The following is an 18820-nucleotide window of genomic DNA, read 5'->3' as shown; positions in this document are numbered from 1 at the left end:
ACTGCAACTGCCCAAAGGGAGGACGCATGAGGCAGCACGACAGCAGGCCCGGTCCCGACGGTGACGCGGATCCCGCGGGCGGACCACGCGCGCGCCGCCCCGCCGAACAGGCCCCGGGCGGCGCTTCGGCGTCCGCCGTCGTGGTGGGCGGCGGACTCGCCGGCGTCACCAGCGCCCTCGCCCTCGCCGACGCGGGCCTGGACGTCACGCTGCTCGAAGGGCGCCCGCGCCTTGGCGGACTCGCCTTCTCCTTCCCGCGCGGCGAGCTGACCGTCGACAACGGCCAGCACGTCTATCTGCGCTGCTGCACCGCCTACCGCTGGTTCCTCGACCGCGTCGAGGGCGCCCACCTGGCACCGCTCCAGGACCGTCTGGACGTCCCCGTGCTCGACGCGGACACCAACCGCCTGGGGCGGCTGCGCCGCACCGCGCTGCCCGTGCCGCTGCACCTGGCCGCGAGCCTCGCCACGTACCCGCATCTGTCGCTCGCCGAGCGCGCCCAGGTGGGCCGCGCGGCGCTCGCCCTCAAGGGGCTCGACCCGGCCGACCCGGCGCTCGACCACCAGGACTTCGGCAGCTGGCTGGCCGCGCACGGGCAGTCGGCGCGCGCCATCGAGGCCCTGTGGGACCTCGTGGGCGTCGCCACCCTGAACGCCGTGGCGGGCGACGCCTCGCTGGGGCTCGCCGCGATGGTGTTCAAGACCGGGCTGCTCTCGGAGCCGGGCGCCGCCGACATCGGCTGGGCACGGGTGCCCCTCGGTGAACTCCATGACCGCCTGGCCCGCAAGGCGCTCGACTCCTCGGGCGTCCGCACCGCACTGCGCACACGTGTCACCTCCATCTCGCCCCATAAGAACGGCGGTTGGCGGGTCGAGGTTCCCGGCGAGAGCATTCAGGCCGACACGGTCGTGCTCGCCGTGCCCCAGGCCGAGGCCCACGACCTGCTCCCGGACGGCGCGCTCGACGAGCCTGACCTGCTGCTCGGCATCGACACGGCGCCGATCGTCAACATCCACGTCGTGTACGACCGCAAGGTCCTCAAGCGGCCCTTCTTCGCCGCGCTCGGCACCCCGGTCCAGTGGGTCTTCGACCGGACCGAGGCCTCGGGCCTGCGCGAGGGCCAGTACCTGGCGCTGTCCCAGTCCGCCGCCCAGGACGAGATCGACGCCCCCGTGGCGGCGCTCAGGGAGCGCTATCTGCCGGAGCTCGAGCGCCTGCTGCCCGCCGCGCACGGCGCGCGCGTCCTGGACTTCTTCGTGACCCGGGAGCGCACCGCGACCTTCGCGCCGACGCCGGGCGTCGGCCGCCTCCGCCCGGGCCCGCGCACCAAGGCGCCCGGGCTCTACCTGGCCGGCGCGTGGACCGCCACCGGCTGGCCCGCGACGATGGAAAGCGCTGTTCGCAGCGGTATCAGCGCCGCGAGGGCGGCGCTGACCGCGCTCGACCGCCCCCGTGACCATCTCTTCGAGGAGGCGGCGTGACGCTCGACCTTCTGGGGCCGTCCCAGAAACCCCGCACCGGAACCACCGGAACTAGAGGAGAGACTGTGCCGACTGTGCCCTCGGCCCAACCGGCCGCTGTGGACGTGACCGCGCTGCTTGAGCGGGGCCGGACACTGGCCACCCCGGTGCTGCGGTCCGCCGTGGACCGCCTCGCGCCGCCCATGGACACCGTCGCCGCCTACCACTTCGGCTGGATCGACGCGGCGGGCAACCCGGCCGACGGCGACGGCGGCAAGGCCGTGCGTCCGGCGCTCGCCCTGCTCTCCGCGGAGGCGGCGGGCGCCGCCCCCGAGGTGGGCGTGCCCGGAGCGGTCGCCGTCGAGCTCGTCCACAACTTCTCGCTGCTCCACGACGACCTGATGGACGGCGACGAGCAGCGCCGCCACCGCGACACCGTGTGGAAGGTGCACGGCCCCGCGCAGGCCATCCTCGTCGGGGACGCGCTGTTCGCCCTCGCCAACGAGGTGCTCCTGGAGCTCGGTACCGTCGAGGCCGGGCGGGCGACACGCCGTCTGACCAGCGCGACCCGCGCCCTCATCGACGGCCAGGCGCAGGACATCTCCTATGAGCACCGCGAGCGGGTCACCGTCGAGGAGTGCCTGGAGATGGAGGGCAACAAGACGGGCGCCCTGCTCGCCTGCGCGGTCTCCATCGGCGCGGTCCTCGGCGGCGCCGACGACGCCACCGCCGACACCCTGGAGAAGTACGGCTACCACCTCGGGCTCGCCTTCCAGGCCGTCGACGACCTGCTCGGCATCTGGGGCGACCCCGAGGCGACCGGCAAGCAGACCTGGAGCGACCTGCGCCAGCGCAAGAAGTCGCTGCCGGTCGTCGCCGCGCTCGCCGCGGGCGGCCCGGCCTCCGAGCGGCTCGGCGAGCTGCTCGCCGCCGACGCCAAGAGCAATGACTTCGACAGCTTCTCCGAGGAGGAGTTCGCCGCGCGCGCCGCGCTCATCGAGGAGGCGGGCGGCCGCGAGTGGACCGCCGAGGAGGCGCGGCGGCAGCACGCCGTCGCTATCGGGGCCCTGGACGCGGTCCAGATGCCTGACCTGGTGCGGGCGCAGCTCACCGCGCTCGCCGACTTCGTCGTCGTACGGAAGAGATGATCACTATCGGGCACACCTGACTCGCAGTCGCCGGACGCGCCGCCCTGGTGAGGGCGGTGTGTCCGACGGCGGACCCAGCAGAGATGAAGCACTGCGTCGAAGGGGAAGCCATGACAGCGACGACCGACGGTTCCACCGGAGCGGCGACGCCCCGCGCGGCCTCGGCCACCAAGACGACCGACATCACCCCCGGGGCGGCCGGGGCACGCGAAGCCGCCGCACGCGCCATACAACGGTCCACGGACTTCCTGCTGTCCCGCCAGGACGCCCAGGGGTGGTGGAAGGGCGACCTGGAAACCAATGTGACCATGGACGCCGAGGACCTGTTGCTCCGTCAGTTCCTGGGCATCCGGGACGAGTCGACCACGCGCGCCGCCGCGCTCTTCATCCGCGGCGAGCAGCGCGACGACGGGACGTGGGCCACCTTCTTCGGCGGACCCGGTGAACTCTCGGCCACCATCGAGGCGTACGTCGCCCTGCGCCTGGCCGGGGACGCCCCGGACGAGCCGCACATGGCGCGCGCCTCCGCCTGGGTCCGTGAGCAGGGCGGCATCGCCGCGGCCCGCGTGTTCACCCGGATCTGGCTCGCCCTCTTCGGCTGGTGGAAGTGGGACGACCTGCCCGAACTCCCGCCGGAGCTCCTGTACTTCCCGAAGTGGTTCCCGCTCAACATCTACGACTTCGGCTGCTGGGCGCGGCAGACGATCGTGCCGCTGACCGTCGTCTCGGCCAAGCGCCCGGTGCGCCCCGCGCCGTTCCCCCTCGACGAGCTGCACACCGATCCCAGCGACCCGAGCCCCGCCCGGCCGCTGGCCCCCGTGGGCAGCTGGGACGGGGTCTTCCAGCGCCTGGACAAGGCGCTGCACCTGTACCACAAGGTCGCCCCGAAGCCGGTGCGGAAGGCGGCGATGAACAGCGCCGCGCGCTGGATCATCGAGCGCCAGGAGAACGACGGCTGCTGGGGCGGCATCCAGCCGCCCGCCGTGTACTCGGTCATCGCGCTGCACCTGCTCGGCTACGACCTCGACCACCCCGTCCTGAAGGCGGGCATCGCCTCGCTCGACCGGTTCGCCGTGTGGCGCGAGGACGGCGCCCGCATGATCGAGGCCTGTCAGTCGCCCGTCTGGGACACCTGCCTCGCCACCATCGCGCTCGCCGACGCCGGGGTGCCCGCCGACCATCCGCAGCTGGTCAAGGCCGCGGACTGGATGCTGGGGGAGGAGATCGCGCGGCCCGGCGACTGGTCCGTGCGCCGCCCCCATCTGGCCCCCGGTGGCTGGGCGTTCGAGTTCCACAACGACAACTACCCCGACATCGACGACACCGCCGAGGTCGTCCTCGCGCTGCGCCGCGTCGCCCACCCCGACCGGCGCCGGATGGAGGGCGCCATCGCCCGCGGCGTGCACTGGAACCTGGGCATGCAGTCGAAGAACGGCGCCTGGGCCGCCTTCGACGTCGACAACACCAGCCCGTTCCCCAACAAGCTGCCGTTCTGCGACTTCGGCGAGGTCATCGACCCGCCGTCCGCGGACGTCACCGCGCACGTCGTGGAGATGCTCGCCTACGAGGGCAAGTCCCACGACCCGCGCACCCGGCGCGGCATCGAGTGGCTGCTGGCCGAACAGGAGGCGAGCGGCGCCTGGTTCGGCCGCTGGGGCGTCAACTACGTATACGGCACCGGCTCGGTGGTGCCCGCCCTCATCGCCGCCGGGCTGCCCGCCGCGCACGCGGCGGTCCGCCGCGCGGTCTCCTGGCTGGAGTCGGTGCAGAACGACGACGGCGGCTGGGGCGAAGACCTGCGCTCCTACCGCGAGGAGAAGTGGATCGGGCACGGCGCGTCCACCGCGTCCCAGACCGCGTGGGCGCTGATCGCGCTGCTCGCCGCCGGGGAGCGGGACTCCAGGGCCGTCGAGCGGGGCGTCGCCTGGCTGGTCCAGACCCAGGGCGAGGACGGCTCCTGGGACGAGCCGTACTTCACCGGCACCGGCTTCCCCTGGGACTTCTCGATCAACTACCACCTGTACCGGCAGGTCTTCCCGCTGACCGCGCTCGGCCGGTACGTCCACGGCGAGCCGTCCATCGGCGGCCTGGGCAAGGGCGGCTGATGGCCACGGCCCCGGCCCGGCCGGGAACCGCACCGCTGCTCGTCGCCTGCGCGCTCGGCATCGAGCACCTCGCCCTGCGCACCGGCGACCGCGGCGGCGCGAGCGGCCCCGTGACCGTGCTGCGCACGGGCATGGGTCCGAGGGCCGCCGAGCGCGCCGTGACCCGGGCGCTCGGCAAGGACTCCCTGCGCGGGGCCGCCGTCGTGGCCACCGGGTTCTGCGCGGGGCTCGCCCCCGGCATGCACCCCGGTGACCTGGTCGTCGCCGAAGAGACCCGCCACGACGGCGGCAGCACGCCCTGCCAGGGCACCGAACTCCTGGTGGAGGAGCTGGTGCGGGCGGTGCCCGGGCGCACCGTGCACACCGGCCCCCTCACCGGCTCCGACCACGTCGTGCGCGGCCACGAGCGCGGCGACCTCCTTGCCACCGGCGCGATCGCGGTGGACATGGAGTCCGCCGTCACTCTGCGCAGCGCGGTCACGGCGGGCCCCCGGCCGGTTGCGGCCGTCCGGGTGGTCGTGGACGCCCCACAGCACGAACTCGTACGCGTCGGCACGGTCCGCGGTGGCATAAAGGCCTTCCGCGTACTCCGTGCCGTGCTTCCCGCTTTTTTCGAATGGCACCGTTCTTCGCCGCTCCCCCGGAGGTGAGCCAGATGGCCATGCCGCTGCGCCAGTCAATCAAGGTCGCTACCTACCTCTTTGAACAGAAGCTGCGCAAGCGTGACAAGTTTCCACTGATCGTCGAATTGGAGCCGTTGTTCGCGTGCAATCTCAAATGTGAGGGCTGCGGCAAGATCCAGCACCCGGCCGGTGTGCTCAAGCAGCGCATGCCGGTGGCCCAGGCCGTGGGAGCCGTCCTCGAGTCGGGGGCGCCGATGGTGTCCATCGCCGGTGGCGAGCCCCTGATGCACCCTCAGATCGATGAGATCGTGCGGCAGTTGGTGGCCAGGAAGAAGTTCGTCTTCCTGTGCACCAACGCGATGCTGATGCGCAAGAAGATGGACAAGTTCACGCCCTCGCCGTATTTCGCGTTCGCCGTGCACATCGACGGCATGCGGGAGCGCCACGACGAGTCCGTGGCGAAGGAGGGCGTGTTCGACGAGGCGGTGGCGGCGATCAAGGAGGCCAAGAAGCGCGGCTTCCGGGTCACCACCAACTCGACCTTCTTCAACACCGACACCCCGCAGACCATCATCGAGGTCCTGAACTTCCTCAATGACGACCTGCAGGTCGACGAGATGATGCTGTCGCCCGCCTACGCCTATGAGAAGGCCCCCGACCAGGAGCACTTCCTCGGCGTCGAGCAGACCAGGGAGCTGTTCAAGAAGGCCTTCGCGGGCGGCAACCGGCGCCGCTGGCGGCTGAACCACTCGCCGCTGTTCCTCGACTTCCTCGAGGGCAAGGTCGACTTCCAGTGCACGGCGTGGGCGATCCCGAACTACTCGCTCTTCGGCTGGCAGCGCCCCTGCTATCTGATGAGCGACGGCTACGTACCGACGTACCGGGAGCTGATCGAGGAGACCGACTGGAGCAAGTACGGCCGCGGCAAGGACGACCGGTGCGCCAACTGCATGGCGCACTGCGGGTACGAGCCGACGGCCGTGCTCGCCACCATGGGCTCGCTCAAGGAGTCGCTGCGCGCCATGCGTGAGACCGCCGCCGGGAACCGGTGACGTCATGACCCCCTCGGGGCCCGTTCCCCTGGGCCTGCCCGAGCCACCGGCCCGGCCGATCGCGACGCGCCGCCGCGCGCGGCGCATCCAGGTCGGGTCGGTGGCTGTGGGCGGGGACGCGCCGGTGTCGGTGCAGTCGATGACGACGACGCGTACGTCGGACATCGGGGCGACGTTGCAGCAGATCGCGGAGCTGACGGCCTCGGGCTGTCAGATCGTGCGGGTGGCGTGTCCGACGCAGGACGACGCGGACGCGCTCGCGGTGATCGCGCGGAAGTCGCAGATTCCGGTGATCGCGGACATTCATTTCCAGCCGAAGTACGTGTTCGCGGCGATCGACGCGGGCTGTGCGGCGGTGCGGGTGAACCCGGGCAACATCAAGCAGTTCGACGACAAGGTCAAGGAGATCGCGCGGGCCGCTTCCGCCGCTGGTGTCCCGATCCGCATCGGTGTCAACGCCGGGTCGCTCGACAAGCGGCTGCTGAAGAAGTACGGCAAGGCGACGCCGGAGGCGCTGGTGGAGTCGGCGCTGTGGGAGGCGTCGCTGTTCGAGGAGCACGGCTTTAGGGACATCAAGATCTCGGTGAAGCACAACGACCCGGTGGTGATGGTCAACGCCTACCGTCAGCTGGCGGCGCGGTGCGACTACCCGCTCCACCTGGGCGTCACCGAGGCGGGTCCGGCGTTCCAGGGCACGATCAAGTCGGCCGTCGCGTTCGGCGCGCTGCTGAGCGAGGGCATCGGCGACACCATCCGGGTGTCGTTGTCGGCGCCCCCGGCGGACGAGGTCAAGGTCGGCATCCAGATCCTGGAGTCCCTCAACCTGCGCCAGCGCCGCCTGGAGATCGTCTCGTGTCCGTCGTGCGGCCGGGCACAGGTGGATGTGTACAAGCTGGCGGATGAGGTGACCGCCGGGCTCGAGGGCATGGAGGTCCCGCTGCGCGTGGCCGTCATGGGGTGTGTGGTGAACGGTCCGGGTGAGGCGCGTGAGGCGGACCTGGGGGTCGCTTCGGGCAATGGCAAGGGGCAGATCTTCGTGAAGGGCGAGGTCATCAAGACGGTGCCCGAGTCGAAGATCGTGGAGACCCTGATCGACGAGGCGATGAAGATCGCCGCACAGATGGAGGCCGCAGGCGTCCCGTCCGGGGTGCCCGACGTCACTGTGAGCTGAGGACAACCAGTAAGGGGGCCCGAGCATGACCCTTTTGGAGACCATCCGGGGGCCGCGCGACCTGAAGGCGCTGACCGAGTCCGAGCTGTGCGAACTGGCGGAGGAAGTCCGGGAGTTCCTGGTGCACGCGGTCGCCAGGACCGGCGGACACCTCGGGCCCAACCTGGGGGTGGTGGAGCTCACCGTCGCCCTGCACCGGGTCTTCGAGTCGCCCGTCGACCGCATCGTGTGGGACACCGGCCACCAGACCTATGTGCACAAGCTCCTGACGGGGCGCCAGGACTTCTCCAAGCTGCGCCACAAGGGCGGCCTCTCGGGCTACCCCTCGCGCGAGGAGTCCGAGCACGACATCGTCGAGAACAGCCACGCCTCCACCGCGCTCGGCTGGGCCGACGGGCTCGCCAGGGCGCGGCAGGTCCTCGGCGAGCGCGGCCACGTCGTGGCCGTCATCGGCGACGGGGCGCTGACCGGCGGCATGGCCTGGGAAGCGCTCAACAACATCGCGGCCGCGAAGGACCGGCCGCTGATCATCGTCGTCAACGACAACGAGCGCTCCTACGCCCCCACCATCGGCGGCCTCGCCAACCACCTGGCCACCCTGCGCACCACCGACGGCTACGAACAGGTCCTCGCCTGGGGCAAGGACGTCCTCCAGCGCACGCCCGTCGTCGGCCGCACCCTGTACGAGTCGCTGCACGGCGCCAAGAAGGGCTTCAAGGACGCCTTCGCGCCCCAAGGCCTGTTCGAGGACCTCGGCCTGAAGTACGTCGGCCCCATCGACGGCCACGACATCAGGGCCGTGGAGTCCGCGCTGCGCCGCGCGAAGCGCTTCCACGGCCCGGTCATCGTGCACTGCCTCACCGAGAAGGGCCGCGGCTACGAGCCCGCGCTCGCCGACGAGGCCGACCGCTTCCACACCGTCGGCGTCATGGACCCCCTCACCTGCGAGCCGCTCGCGCCGTCCAACGGCCCCTCCTGGACCTCCGTCTTCGGCGACGAGATCGTCCGCATCGGCGCCGAGCGCGAGGACGTGGTGGCCCTCACCGCGGCCATGCTCCACCCCGTCGGGCTCACCAAGTTCGCGGAGGCCTACCCCGACCGCGTCTGGGATGTGGGCATCGCCGAGCAGCACGCGGCGGTGTCCGCCGCCGGACTCGCCACCGGCGGCCTGCACCCCGTCGTCGCCGTCTACGCCACCTTCCTCAACCGCGCCTTCGACCAGCTCTTGATGGACGTCGCCCTGCACCGGTGCGGCGTCACCTTCGTCCTGGACCGGGCCGGAGTCACCGGACCCGACGGGGCCTCGCACAACGGGATGTGGGACCTGTCGGTCCTCCAGGTCGTCCCGGGCCTGCGCGTCGCCGCGCCCCGCGACGCCGACCAGCTGCGCGCCCAGCTGCGCGAGGCCGTGAACGTCGACGACGCGCCCACGCTGCTGCGCTTCCCCAAGGAGTCGGTGGGCCCCGCGATCCCGGCCGTGGACCGCGTGGGCGCCATGGACGTGCTGCGCGCGGACCCTGACCCGGAGGTGCTGCTCGTCGCCGTCGGCGTGATGGCGCCGGTCTGCCTGCAGGCCGCGGACCTCCTGGGCGAGCGGGGCATCGGCTGCACCGTCGTCGACCCGCGCTGGGTCAAGCCCGTCGACGCGGCCCTGGCGCCGCTCGCCGCGCGCCACCGGCTTGTCGCCGTCGTGGAGGACAACAGCCGCGCGGCGGGCGTCGGCGCGGCCGTCGCGCTCGCCCTCGACGACGCCGACGTGGACGTGCCCGTACGCCGCTTCGGCATCCCGGAGCAGTTCCTCGCGCACGCCAAGCGCGCCGAGGTCCTCGCCGACGTCGGACTGACGCCGGTGGAGATCGCGGGCCGGATCAGCGCGGCGATCGCCCGCGCGGGCGGCGCCGCGCACCCGGCAGGCGTCGGCGCCCCACGGGCGTCCGCCGCCGAGCCGGAGGAGACAGCCGGGGCCACCGGCACGGAGACAACGGAGAAAGCCGGTGCGGCCGGCGGGGAGAACCGAGCATGACAAGCACGAGCAAGGAGTTCGACCTCGGCAGACTGCTCGCCGAGCGCGGCGCCGAGCGGTACGAGCTGCACACCCGGCACCTCAACCACCAGTTGCCGCGCATGCTCCACACCATCGGCTTCGACAAGGTCTACGAACGCGCGGAGGGCGCCTACTTCTGGGACGCCGACGGCGCCGACTACCTCGACATGCTCGCGGGCTTCGGCGTGATGGGCCTCGGCCGCCACCACCCCGTCGTCCGCAAGGCCCTGCACGACGTGCTCGACGCCTCCCTCGCCGACCTGACCCGCTTCGACTGCCAGCCACTGCCAGGACTGCTCGCCGAGCGGCTGCTCGCGCACAGCCCGTATCTGGACCGCGTGTTCTTCGGCAACAGCGGCACCGAGGCCGTCGAGACCGCCCTGAAGTTCGCCCGGTACGCCACCGGCAAGCCGCGGATCCTGTACTGCGCGCACGCCTTCCACGGCCTGACCACCGGGTCCCTGTCGGTGAACGGCGAGGACGGCTTCCGCGACGGCTTCGCGCCGCTGCTCCCGGACACGGCCGTCCCCCTCGGCGACCTCGACGCGCTGCGCCGGGAGCTGAAGCGCGGGGACGTGGCCGCGCTGATCGTCGAGCCGATCCAGGGCAAGGGCGTGCACGCGAGTCCGCCCGGCTATCTGCGCGCCGCCCAGGAGCTCCTGCACCGGCACAAGGCGCTCCTCATCGCCGACGAGGTGCAGACCGGCCTCGGCAGGACCGGGGCCTTCTACGCCCACCAGCACGAGGAGGGCGTCGAACCCGACCTGGTGTGCGTCGCCAAGGCGCTCTCGGGCGGCTACGTCCCGGTCGGCGCGACCCTCGGCAAGGACTGGATCTTCAAGAAGGTCTACTCGGCCATGGACCGCGTCCTGGTCCACTCCGCCAGCTTCGGGTCCAACGCCCAGGCCATGGCGGCCGGGCTCGCGGTCCTCGCCGTCATGGAGGACGAGGGGACGGTGGCCAACGCCCGCGTCACGGGGGAGCTCCTGCAGTCCCGCCTCGCGGCCCTCACCGACCGCTATGAACTGCTCAGCGACGTCCGCGGCCGCGGCCTCATGATCGGCATCGAGTTCGGCAGGCCCACGTCCCTGAAGCTGCGCAGCCGCTGGACGATGCTCCAGGCGGCCCGCAAGGGCCTCTTCGCGCAGATGGTGGTCGTACCGCTGCTCCAGAAGCACCGCATCCTCACCCAGGTCTCCGGCGACCACCTGGAGGTGATCAAGCTCATCCCGCCGCTGACCATCGGCGAGAAGGAGGTGGACCGCTTCGTCACGGCGTTCACCGACGTCATGGACGAGGCGCACGGGGGCGGCGGGCTGATCTGGGACTTCGGCAAGACCCTGGTGAAGCAGGCGGTCGCGAACCGTTAGCACCGCCTGCCCGCCCGCTTTGCCTGTGAGGCAAGAAAATTGCCCGAGAGGTAAAGCTCTGGCTCAATCGACGGTATGAGCCCTGCCACTCCGGACGGCGACGAGGCGGCCGACGCGCTGCCCGTCGTCGCTCCGCACCTGCGTGAGCTGCGCCGCCGTGCCTCGCTGACCCTGGAGGCCGCGGCCCGGACGGCGGGGCTCTCGCCCGCGCACCTGTCCCGGCTGGAGACCGGACAGCGGCAGCCGTCGCTGCCGATGCTCCTGACGCTCGCCCGTACCTACGGTACGACGGTTTCGGAGCTGCTCGGCGAGACGCCCGCCGACCGCGACGCCGTCGTCCGCGCCCCCGACATGGAGCCCACCGCCGCCGGCGGCTGGACCTACTGGCAGGCGGGCTCCCCGGGCCGGGGCATGCAGGCGCTGCGCGTGCACGTGCCCTACGGCGCGCAGGGAGACATCGTGCGGGTGCACCCGGGGGAGGAGTGGCTGTACGTCCTCACCGGGCGGGTGAGCCTGCGTCTCGGCGACACCTCGTACACCCTCGCCCCCGGCGACAGCGCGCACTTCGACTCGCTGACGCCGCACCGGATCGCCGCCGTGGAGCACGGCGGCGCCGACTTCCTGTTCGTCCACACCTTGCTGCAGAGCCCTGCCGCCGCGCTCTGCCTCGGCGGCCCTATGAGGGGAGACCGACATGACGGAATCTGAGTCGCGGGAGTCGGAGCGGCCCGCGCGCCGCATGGTCATGGAGGAGAAGTTCCCGCGTGCCCTGTGGGTGCGGCTGATCATCTACGTCGCCGTGGGCCATGTGTTCGCGGGCTTCATCTACCTGCTGTTCCTCCTGGGCGGCCAGAACCAGTGACCTTGGGCGGCCAGGAACAGTGACCTTGGGCGGCCGGAACCCGTGACCGCCCGCGCCGGTCAGTGCAGCAGGCGCTCGCGCAGCCGCTCGCGCGTCGCCGGGGCCAGGCCGAGCCCCCGGGTGAGATAGGTCTCCGTGTCGCCCCAGGTCTGCTCGATGGTGGCGAAGGCCGCCGCCAGATAGGCCGCGCGCGCGTCGAACAGCGGGCTCAGGAGCTCCATGATCTCGGGGGACATGGCGTCGGGCGCCGTGCTGCTGCGGTTCACCTTGTAGCGGCGGTGGGCGGCGTTCGACTCCAGGTAGTCCGCCTCGATCGCCTCCCGCTCCACGCCGACGGCCAGCAGCGTGACGGCGATCGAGAGGCCCGCGCGGTCCTTGCCCGCCGCGCAGTGCATGAGCGCGGGCACGCTGTCCTCGGCGAGCGCGTGCAGGACCCGGCTGTGCTCGGCCGTGCGCTCGGTGACCATCGTGCGGTACGAGGCCGTCATGCGGTCTGCGGCCTTGCCGTCGGCCAGGATCGCGCGCAGCTGGTCCAGGTCGCCGTCGCGGACCATCTTCCAGAACTCGGCGCCGTCGGCCGGGTCGGACAGCGGCAGGTTCACATTGCGCACGCCCGGCAGCTCGACGTCCGGGCCCTCCAGGCGCTGGTCGGCGGCGTTGCGGAAGTCGAAGACCGTGTGCAGGCCCAGCGAGGCGAGGAACGCGGCGTCGGCGGCCGTGGCGTGCGCGAGGTGTCCGCTGCGGAAGAGGACGCCGTGGCGGACCCGGCGGCCGTCGACGGCCGGAAGGCCGCCCACGTCACGGAAGTTGCGCACACCGGCGAGCTCGGGTTCGGTCGACGGGACCTGCTGTGTCACGGGCTCTCCTTGGGGTCGGGGTCGGCCGGGGCAGGGCGCGGGCGCCTGTGACCGGCCGGGACGCGCACACCGCGCGGCTCGCCGCGGCGGGGCCGTCGGCGGTCGGTGGTCGCGCCTTCGACGATACGACACGGGTTCCTCAGGCAATCAGTGGCGACCGAGCGTGCACGGGCGTTGCCCCGGTGGTCGCACGGGCTCGAAGATGTGCGTACGCCCGCGCGGCTGTTGAGATCTGTCAGAGGACCTGTGGGGGTTTGATGATCGAGGTCGGCGAGGACGGTCGCACGTGGCTCCTCTCGGGTCCCACCAGTAGTTACGCGCTGCACCTGACCGATCGCGACGAGCTGCTGCACCTGCACTGGGGCCCGCGGATCGCGCTCGCCGACGCCGAGGCCCTCGCCGCGGGCCCGCTCCCGCCCGAGCGGCCCTTCGAGTCACGGCTCGACGGGCACGAGGAGTATCCCGTCGAGGGCGGCCCCCGCTTCGTACGGCCCGCCCTGTCGGTGCGCGGCGGCGGGGTGCGGGGCACCGAGTGGCGCTTCAAGGCCGCGGACACCGACGCGGACGAGCTGCGCCTGCGCTTCACCGACCGGACGCACCACCTGGAGGTGCTGCTCGACTACCGCATGCGCGCCGACGTCGTCGAGCGGTACGCGGTGCTCGTCCACGAAGGGCCCGCCGACGCACCCGACCTGGAGCTGCTGCGCGCCGACTCCGCGACCTGGACGCTGCCGCGGCGCGAGCGCTGGCGCCTGTCCCAGCTGCACGGCCGGTGGGCCGCCGAGTCCCGCCTGGCGCGCGCGGACCTCACGTACGGCGAACTGGTCATCGGCAGCAGGCGCGGGCACACCGGGCACCAGCACCTGCCGTGGGTGGCGCTCGACGCGGGCGACGCCACCGAGGAGCACGGCGAGGTGTACGGCTGCGCGCTCGCCTGGTCCGGGTCGTGGCGCGTCGCGGTGCACCGGCTCCCGGACGGCGCCGTGCAGATCACCGGCGGCTGCGGCCACGACGACGCGGGCCAGGACGTGCTCGCGCCCGGCACCGCGATCGTCACGCCGGTGTTCGCCGGGCTGTGGAGCGGCGAGGGCTTCGGCGGCGCGAGCCGCGCCTGGCACGCCTACCAGCGCGCGCACGTCGTGCCGGACGCGGACGAGGTGCGCCCGGTGCTCTACAACTCCTGGGAGGCCACCGGGTTCGACATCCACGAGGACCAGCAGCGCGCGCTCGCCGACCGGGCCGCGGCGGTGGGCGTCGAGCTGTTCGTGGTGGACGACGCCTGGTTCGGGCGGCGCGTCAGCGACCGGGCGGGGCTCGGCGACTGGACGCCGAACCCCGAGCGGTTCCCCGGCGGCCTGAAGCCGCTCGCGGACCATGTGCACGGCCTGGGCATGCGGTTCGGGATCTGGGTGGAGCCGGAGATGGTGAACCCGGACAGCGACCTGTACCGCGCGCACCCCGACTGGGTGCAGCACCACCCGGGCCGCACCCGCACCGAGTTCCGCGGCCAGCTGGTGCTCAACCTCGCGCGCCGCGACGTCCGGGAACACCTGTGGGAGAGCCTCGACGCGCTGCTGACCGGCACCCCGATCGACTATGTGAAGTGGGACTTCAACCGCTGCTTCACGGACGCGGGCTGGCCCGGCGAGAAGTACCCCCAGCGGCTGTGGAGCGGCCATGTGCGCGCGCTGTACGACCTGCTCGACCGGCTGCGGGCCGCGCACCCCGGCGTCGCCTTCGAGTCCTGCTCGGGCGGCGGCGGCCGCGTCGACCTCGGCATCCTGTCCCGCACCGACCAGGTGTGGACGTCCGACAACACCGACCCGGCGGACCGCCTCGCCATCCAGCACGGATTCAGCCAGGTGCACCCCTCGCGCGTGATGGCCGCCTGGGTCACCGACAGCCCCAACAGCCAGCTGAACGGGCGCGTGAGCCCGCTGCGGTTCCGGTTCGTCAGCGCCATGGCCGGGGTGCTCGGCCTCGGCGGCGACCTCGCCCGGTGGAGCGCGGATGAACTGGCCGAGGCCCGCCGGTGGGTGGCGCTGTACAAGGAGATCAGGCCGGTGGTGCAGCTCGGCGACCTCTACCGGCTGCGGCCGCCGGGGCAGGGGCTCAGCGCGGTGAGTTACGTCCGCGGGGACGAGGTCGTCGTCCTCGCCTGGCTGCGGGCGCAGGAGTACGGCGAGGAGCCCGCGCCGGTGCGGCTGCGGGCCCTGGACGCCTCGGCGGCGTACGTGTGCCACGACACGGGCGCGGTGCACCGGGGCGCGGTCCTGCTCCACCACGGGCTGCGCACGGGGCTGCGCGGAGACCTGGACGCGGCGGTGTTCCGGCTGCGGCGGACCCCGGCCTGAGACCGCGCCCAGGGGCACCGCGGCCACCGCGGGCGGCGCGACCACCGTATTCCGGGTTGGTGCAATCTTGACCGGTGGCTTATCTCACGCCACGTCAACCCCTTATTACGGTGGCGTAGGTCACTTGGTGGCAGGAAAGATGTGACGACGTGACAGCAGAGTCGACACCTTTCGTCAGATACGCACCCACCACCCACTTCACCTCCTACGCAGCGGTCGGCGACAGCTTCACCGAGGGCGTGGGGGACCCCGGGCCCGACGGGACCTTCGTCGGCTGGGCCGACCGCCTCGCCGTCCTCCTCGACGACCTGGCGCCGGAGCACACCTTCCGCTACGCCAACCTCGCCGTGCGCGGCAAGCTGCTCGACCAGATCGTGGCCGACCAGGTGCCGCGGGCCAAGGAGCTCGCCCCCGACCTGGTGACGTTCGCCGCGGGCGGCAACGACATCATCCGCCCCGGCACCGACCCCGACGACGTCGCCGAGCGCTTCGAGCGGGCCGTCGCCGACCTCGCGTCGGCCGTGGGCACCGTCGTGGTCACCACCGGCTTCGACACCCGGGGCGTGGCCCTCCTCAAGCATCTGCGCGGCAAGATCGCCACGTACAACGGCCACGTCCGCGCGATCGCCGACCGCTACGGCTGCCCGGTGCTCGACCTGTGGTCCCTGAAGTCCGTCCAGGACCGCAGGGCCTGGGACGACGACCGGCTGCACCTGTCGGCCGACGGCCACACGCGCGTGGCGCTGCGCGCGGGCCAGGTGCTCGGCCTCGACGTGCCCGCCGACCCGGACCAGCCGTGGCCGCCGCTGCCGCCGCGCGGCGCCCTGGAGGAGCGGCGCGACGACATCCACTGGGCGCGCGAGCACCTGGTGCCGTGGATCGGGCGCAGGCTGCGGGGCGAGTCGTCGGGCGACCACGTGGCCGCCAAGCGGCCCGACCTGATGCCGCTGTAGCCGCCCGCCCGGAAGGGACCTGGTCCCGGGCGGCGGGCAAGGGCGGGACCGGTGAGGTGACAGGGCGGGAGTGGCGCACCGGCGCGCGCGTGCGCGCGTGCTGCGATGGCGTATGGCCGTCCCCCGGAAGGGGGCGGAAGGCCGCCCGTGCGGGCGGACCGGCACACCGGAAGGACTCGCCCATGCCCCGCAGCCCGCTCGTGTCCGTACGCCCCCTGGCGGCGGCCGTGGTCGCACTCGCCGCGCTCGGCCTGCCCGCCGCCGTCGCGCCCGCCGCCGCGGCCGAGGCTCCCGCCGCGGCCGCGCGGGCCCAGGCGCCCGCCACCGTCACCGTCACCGGAACGGGGTCCGCGAGCGCCGCCCCGGACCTGGCCGTGATCACCATGGGGGTCGAGGTCACCGCGCCGACGTCCCAGAAGGCGCTCGCCGCGCAGAACCGCGCCGCCAAGGCGCTGATCGACGCCGTGCGCGCGAAGGGCGTCGCGGAGCGGGACGTCCGCACCGAGGGCCTCTCCCTGTCGCCCGTGTACGAGGAGAAGGGCGGGGAGTCCAAGCTGACCGGCTACCGCGCGGCCCAGACGCTCTCGGTCACCGTGCGCGCCCTCGACGACACCGGCCGGGTCGTCCAGGCCGCGATGGACGCCGCCGGGGACGCCGGGCGCGTCCACGGGGTGGCCTTCGACCTCGCCGACAAGCGGGAGCTGCGGGGCAAGGCCCGCGCCGCCGCCCACGACGACGCCCGCGCCAAGGCCGAGCAGTACGCCCACCTCAGCGGCCGCCACCTGGGCCGTCTCGTCTCGCTCAGCGAGAGCGACGGCGGCGGCCCCCGGCCGCTCGCGGTGCCCGCGGAGGCCGTCACCAAGGACCAGGTGCCGGTCGCGCCCGGGGAGATCGAGGACCAGGTGACGCTCGTCGCGGTGTACGAGCTGGACTGACGCCCGGCCCCGCGCCGGGCCCCGGTCAGGCCCGCAGGCGCTCCAGGGACAGGCCGAGCTCACGGGCCAGCGCCTCGTCCGTCCAGGTGCGGGCCCGGGTGCGCGAGAGGGCGCCCGGGTACGCCGTCATCTGGACGGCGAGGCCGTCCAGGAGCGCCGTCAGGCGCAGCGCCGCGGCCATCGGGTCCGGGCAGCGGAACTCGCCCGCGGCCACGCCCTCGGCGATGACCTCGGCGAGCGCCGCCTTCCAGCGCCGGTCGAGGTCGCGCGTGACCGAGCGCAGCGCCGGCTCGCGCACGGCCGACGCCCAGCCCTCGATCCACAGCCGCCAGCCCTTGGCCTGCCCCGTCGGCGCGTACCAGCGCACCGCGGCCCGCAGCCGGCGCACCGCCGACGTACGGCGGCCGAGCAGCTTGCCCAGATGCGCGAGGTCGCCCTCGGCGGCGTGCGCGAACGCGGCGGCGACCAGCTCGTCCTTCGACGAGAAGTGGTAGAGCACGAGCGCGTTGCTCACGCCGAGCGTCGCGGCCACGTCGGCGATGCGCACGGCGGCCACGCCCCGCGCCTCGATCTGCTCGACGGTGGCGGTCAGCAGCTCCACCCGCCGCTCCGCCACGCTCAGCCGCACTCTCACCACGCCCGGCAGCCTACCCAGGGGGAGCGGCGCGCCCGGCGCTGACGGCCGCGGGGGCGAGCTGGCCGAAGCGCGCGGTGATCTCCGGGAGGCGGTCGGCGACCAGGGCGTGGGCCGCGGCACGGGGTGTCGTGCCCTCGCGCTCCGCGCGCGCGAGGACCGCGCCGACCAGGGCGCGCAGGCGGCGGCGCGTGTACGCGAAGGCCTCGGCGGCCGGATCGGCGGCGTCGCCGATGTCGCCGAACAGCGTCCACCACCACCAGGCGTTGGTGGCGGAGTTCACGACGACGTCGGGCAGGACGGTCGTGCCGCGCGCGGCCAGGAGCCGCTCCGCGTCGGCGGTGACGGGCATGTTCGCGGCCTCGGCGATCCAGCGGGCCGTGATCCGCGCCTGCTTGTGCGCGTCGATCGCGTACGACACGGCCGCGGGCACCAGGACCTCCGCCTCGGCGGCGAGCCAGGCGCCGTCGGCCAGCTCGCGGTCGCCGGGGCGCAGGGCCGCGCGGTCGACGGTGCCGTACGCGTCACGGGCCGCGAGCAGCGCCTCCACGTCAAGGCCCTCGGGGTGGGCGATGGTGCCCTTGATGTCGGCGACGGCCACCACCGTGAGCCCCGCGCGGGCCAAGAAGCGCGCGGTCGCCCCGCCCATGGTGCCGAAGCCCTGCACGGCGACGCGGGTCTCTGCGTACGCGACGCCCGCCGTGTCCAGGGCGGTCAGGACGGACTCGGCGACGCCGCAGCCGCCGACGAGCGCGTCCAGGCCGATGCCGTCGACCTCGGTGGCGAAGGCGCCCGCGAGCCGCCGCCGCGCGGCCGCCTCGTCGTCGAGCAGCGGGAAGACGGCCTGCACGGTGGAGCGCAGGCCCGCCTCGGCGGCGGCCCGGTCCACGAGGTCTTGGGTCAGGCCCAGGTCCTCGCCGGTGGTCCAGAAGGCCTCGATGTACGGGCGCGTCGCCCGCAGGTAGCGCACGAGCACGCCGTACGCCTCCGGGGACCGCGGATCGCAGTCGATGCCGCCCTTGGCGCCGCCGAGCGGGACGTAGCGGGCCTCGGGGTCGTAGTGCAGGGCCTCCTTCATCGTCATGCCGCGGGCGAGCCCGGTGACCTCCTGGAGCGTGCAGCCCGGCCGCATCCGCAGACCCCCGCTGCACACCCCGCGCACGAGCCGGTCGACGACGAGGAAGCCCTGGCGCCCGGTGACGTGGTCGGTCCAGGTCAGCGACAGGAAGGGCGCGGGCGGCACGGGCATGCG

At 73.1% G+C, this 18820-nt stretch carries 16 protein-coding genes; 13 read left to right on the top strand and 3 right to left on the bottom strand.

Translation table 11 applies throughout. From position 1 onward, the window contains the following. The first annotated feature begins 26 nt into the window (after positions 1–26). The 10 genes from hpnE (at position 27) to AC07A4_RS04900 (ending at position 11835) form a co-directional block, all read left to right on the top strand. On the top strand, positions 27–1481 hold the full coding sequence (hpnE, locus tag AC07A4_RS04945) for a hydroxysqualene dehydroxylase HpnE (RefSeq protein ID WP_478593095.1): 1455 nt from the start codon (positions 27–29) through the stop codon (positions 1479–1481). Beyond that, positions 1478–2608 (top strand): polyprenyl synthetase family protein, encoded by a 1131-nt coding sequence (locus AC07A4_RS04940; protein WP_478593093.1) that lies wholly within the window; start codon positions 1478–1480, stop codon positions 2606–2608. The genes hpnE and AC07A4_RS04940 overlap by 4 nt, the downstream gene beginning before the upstream one ends. Before the next feature lie 110 nt (positions 2609–2718). Beyond that, positions 2719–4713, top strand: coding sequence for a squalene--hopene cyclase (gene shc, locus AC07A4_RS04935; RefSeq protein ID WP_478593091.1), 1995 nt, complete (start codon positions 2719–2721; stop codon positions 4711–4713). Then, positions 4713–5363, top strand: coding sequence for a phosphorylase family protein (locus AC07A4_RS04930; protein ID WP_478593089.1), 651 nt, complete (start codon positions 4713–4715; stop codon positions 5361–5363). The genes shc and AC07A4_RS04930 overlap by 1 nt, the downstream gene beginning before the upstream one ends. 5 nt (positions 5364–5368) lie before the next feature. Next, positions 5369–6388 carry an adenosyl-hopene transferase HpnH gene (gene hpnH / locus AC07A4_RS04925; protein WP_478594334.1) on the top strand — a complete coding sequence of 340 codons (1020 nt, stop codon included), beginning with the start codon at positions 5369–5371 and terminating at the stop codon, positions 6386–6388. Between the two features lie 4 nt (positions 6389–6392). Then, on the top strand, positions 6393–7559 hold the full coding sequence (ispG, locus tag AC07A4_RS04920; protein ID WP_478593087.1) for a flavodoxin-dependent (E)-4-hydroxy-3-methylbut-2-enyl-diphosphate synthase: 1167 nt from the start codon (positions 6393–6395) through the stop codon (positions 7557–7559). A gap of 25 nt (positions 7560–7584) precedes the next feature. Beyond that, positions 7585–9582 (top strand): 1-deoxy-D-xylulose-5-phosphate synthase, encoded by a 1998-nt coding sequence (gene dxs / locus AC07A4_RS04915; protein ID WP_478593084.1) that lies wholly within the window; start codon positions 7585–7587, stop codon positions 9580–9582. Continuing rightward, positions 9579–10973 carry an aspartate aminotransferase family protein gene (locus AC07A4_RS04910; protein WP_478593082.1) on the top strand — a complete coding sequence of 465 codons (1395 nt, stop codon included), beginning with the start codon at positions 9579–9581 and terminating at the stop codon, positions 10971–10973. Before dxs ends, AC07A4_RS04910 begins: the two co-directional genes overlap by 4 nt. A 75-nt stretch (positions 10974–11048) precedes the next feature. Beyond that, a complete protein-coding gene (locus AC07A4_RS04905; protein WP_478593079.1) occupies positions 11049–11681 on the top strand; it encodes a helix-turn-helix domain-containing protein in 633 nt (210 codons plus the stop codon). Between the two features lie 37 nt (positions 11682–11718). Continuing rightward, positions 11719–11835 (top strand): DUF6126 family protein, encoded by a 117-nt coding sequence (locus tag AC07A4_RS04900; RefSeq protein WP_478594332.1) that lies wholly within the window; start codon positions 11719–11721, stop codon positions 11833–11835. Positions 11836–11894: 59 nt separating this feature from the next. On the opposite strand, the gene AC07A4_RS04895 is transcribed toward AC07A4_RS04900, so the two are convergent. Next, positions 11895–12692, bottom strand: a complete 798-nt coding sequence (locus tag AC07A4_RS04895; protein ID WP_478593076.1) for a tyrosine-protein phosphatase — start codon at positions 12690–12692, stop codon at positions 11895–11897. A 257-nt stretch (positions 12693–12949) separates the two neighbouring features. Here AC07A4_RS04895 and AC07A4_RS04890 point away from each other — a divergent pair, with 257 nt between their 5' ends. From AC07A4_RS04890 to AC07A4_RS04880, 3 genes are all read left to right on the top strand, one after another. After that, on the top strand, positions 12950–15046 hold the full coding sequence (locus AC07A4_RS04890) for an alpha-galactosidase (protein WP_478593073.1): 2097 nt from the start codon (positions 12950–12952) through the stop codon (positions 15044–15046). 149 nt (positions 15047–15195) lie between these two features. Further along, positions 15196–15999: an SGNH/GDSL hydrolase family protein gene (locus tag AC07A4_RS04885; RefSeq protein ID WP_478593070.1), complete on the top strand. Its 804-nt coding sequence runs from the start codon at positions 15196–15198 to the stop codon at positions 15997–15999. A 182-nt stretch (positions 16000–16181) separates the two neighbouring features. Further along, positions 16182–16934: an SIMPL domain-containing protein gene (locus AC07A4_RS04880; RefSeq protein ID WP_478593067.1), complete on the top strand. Its 753-nt coding sequence runs from the start codon at positions 16182–16184 to the stop codon at positions 16932–16934. 25 nt (positions 16935–16959) lie between these two features. Here the strand turns inward: AC07A4_RS04880 and AC07A4_RS04875 are convergent, their stop codons facing one another. Both AC07A4_RS04875 and AC07A4_RS04870 read right to left on the bottom strand, forming a co-directional pair. Further along, entirely contained in the window at positions 16960–17571 is a 612-nt protein-coding gene (locus AC07A4_RS04875) for a TetR/AcrR family transcriptional regulator (protein ID WP_478593064.1), read from the bottom strand. A 10-nt stretch (positions 17572–17581) separates the two neighbouring features. Then, entirely contained in the window at positions 17582–18817 is a 1236-nt protein-coding gene (locus AC07A4_RS04870) for a Glu/Leu/Phe/Val dehydrogenase dimerization domain-containing protein (RefSeq protein ID WP_478593061.1), read from the bottom strand. Between the last annotated feature and the right edge of the window lie 3 nt (positions 18818–18820).

This window comes from Streptomyces sp. NPDC043996 (assembly GCF_056435225.1).
This window is presented reverse-complemented; position numbering and strand designations above follow the sequence as displayed.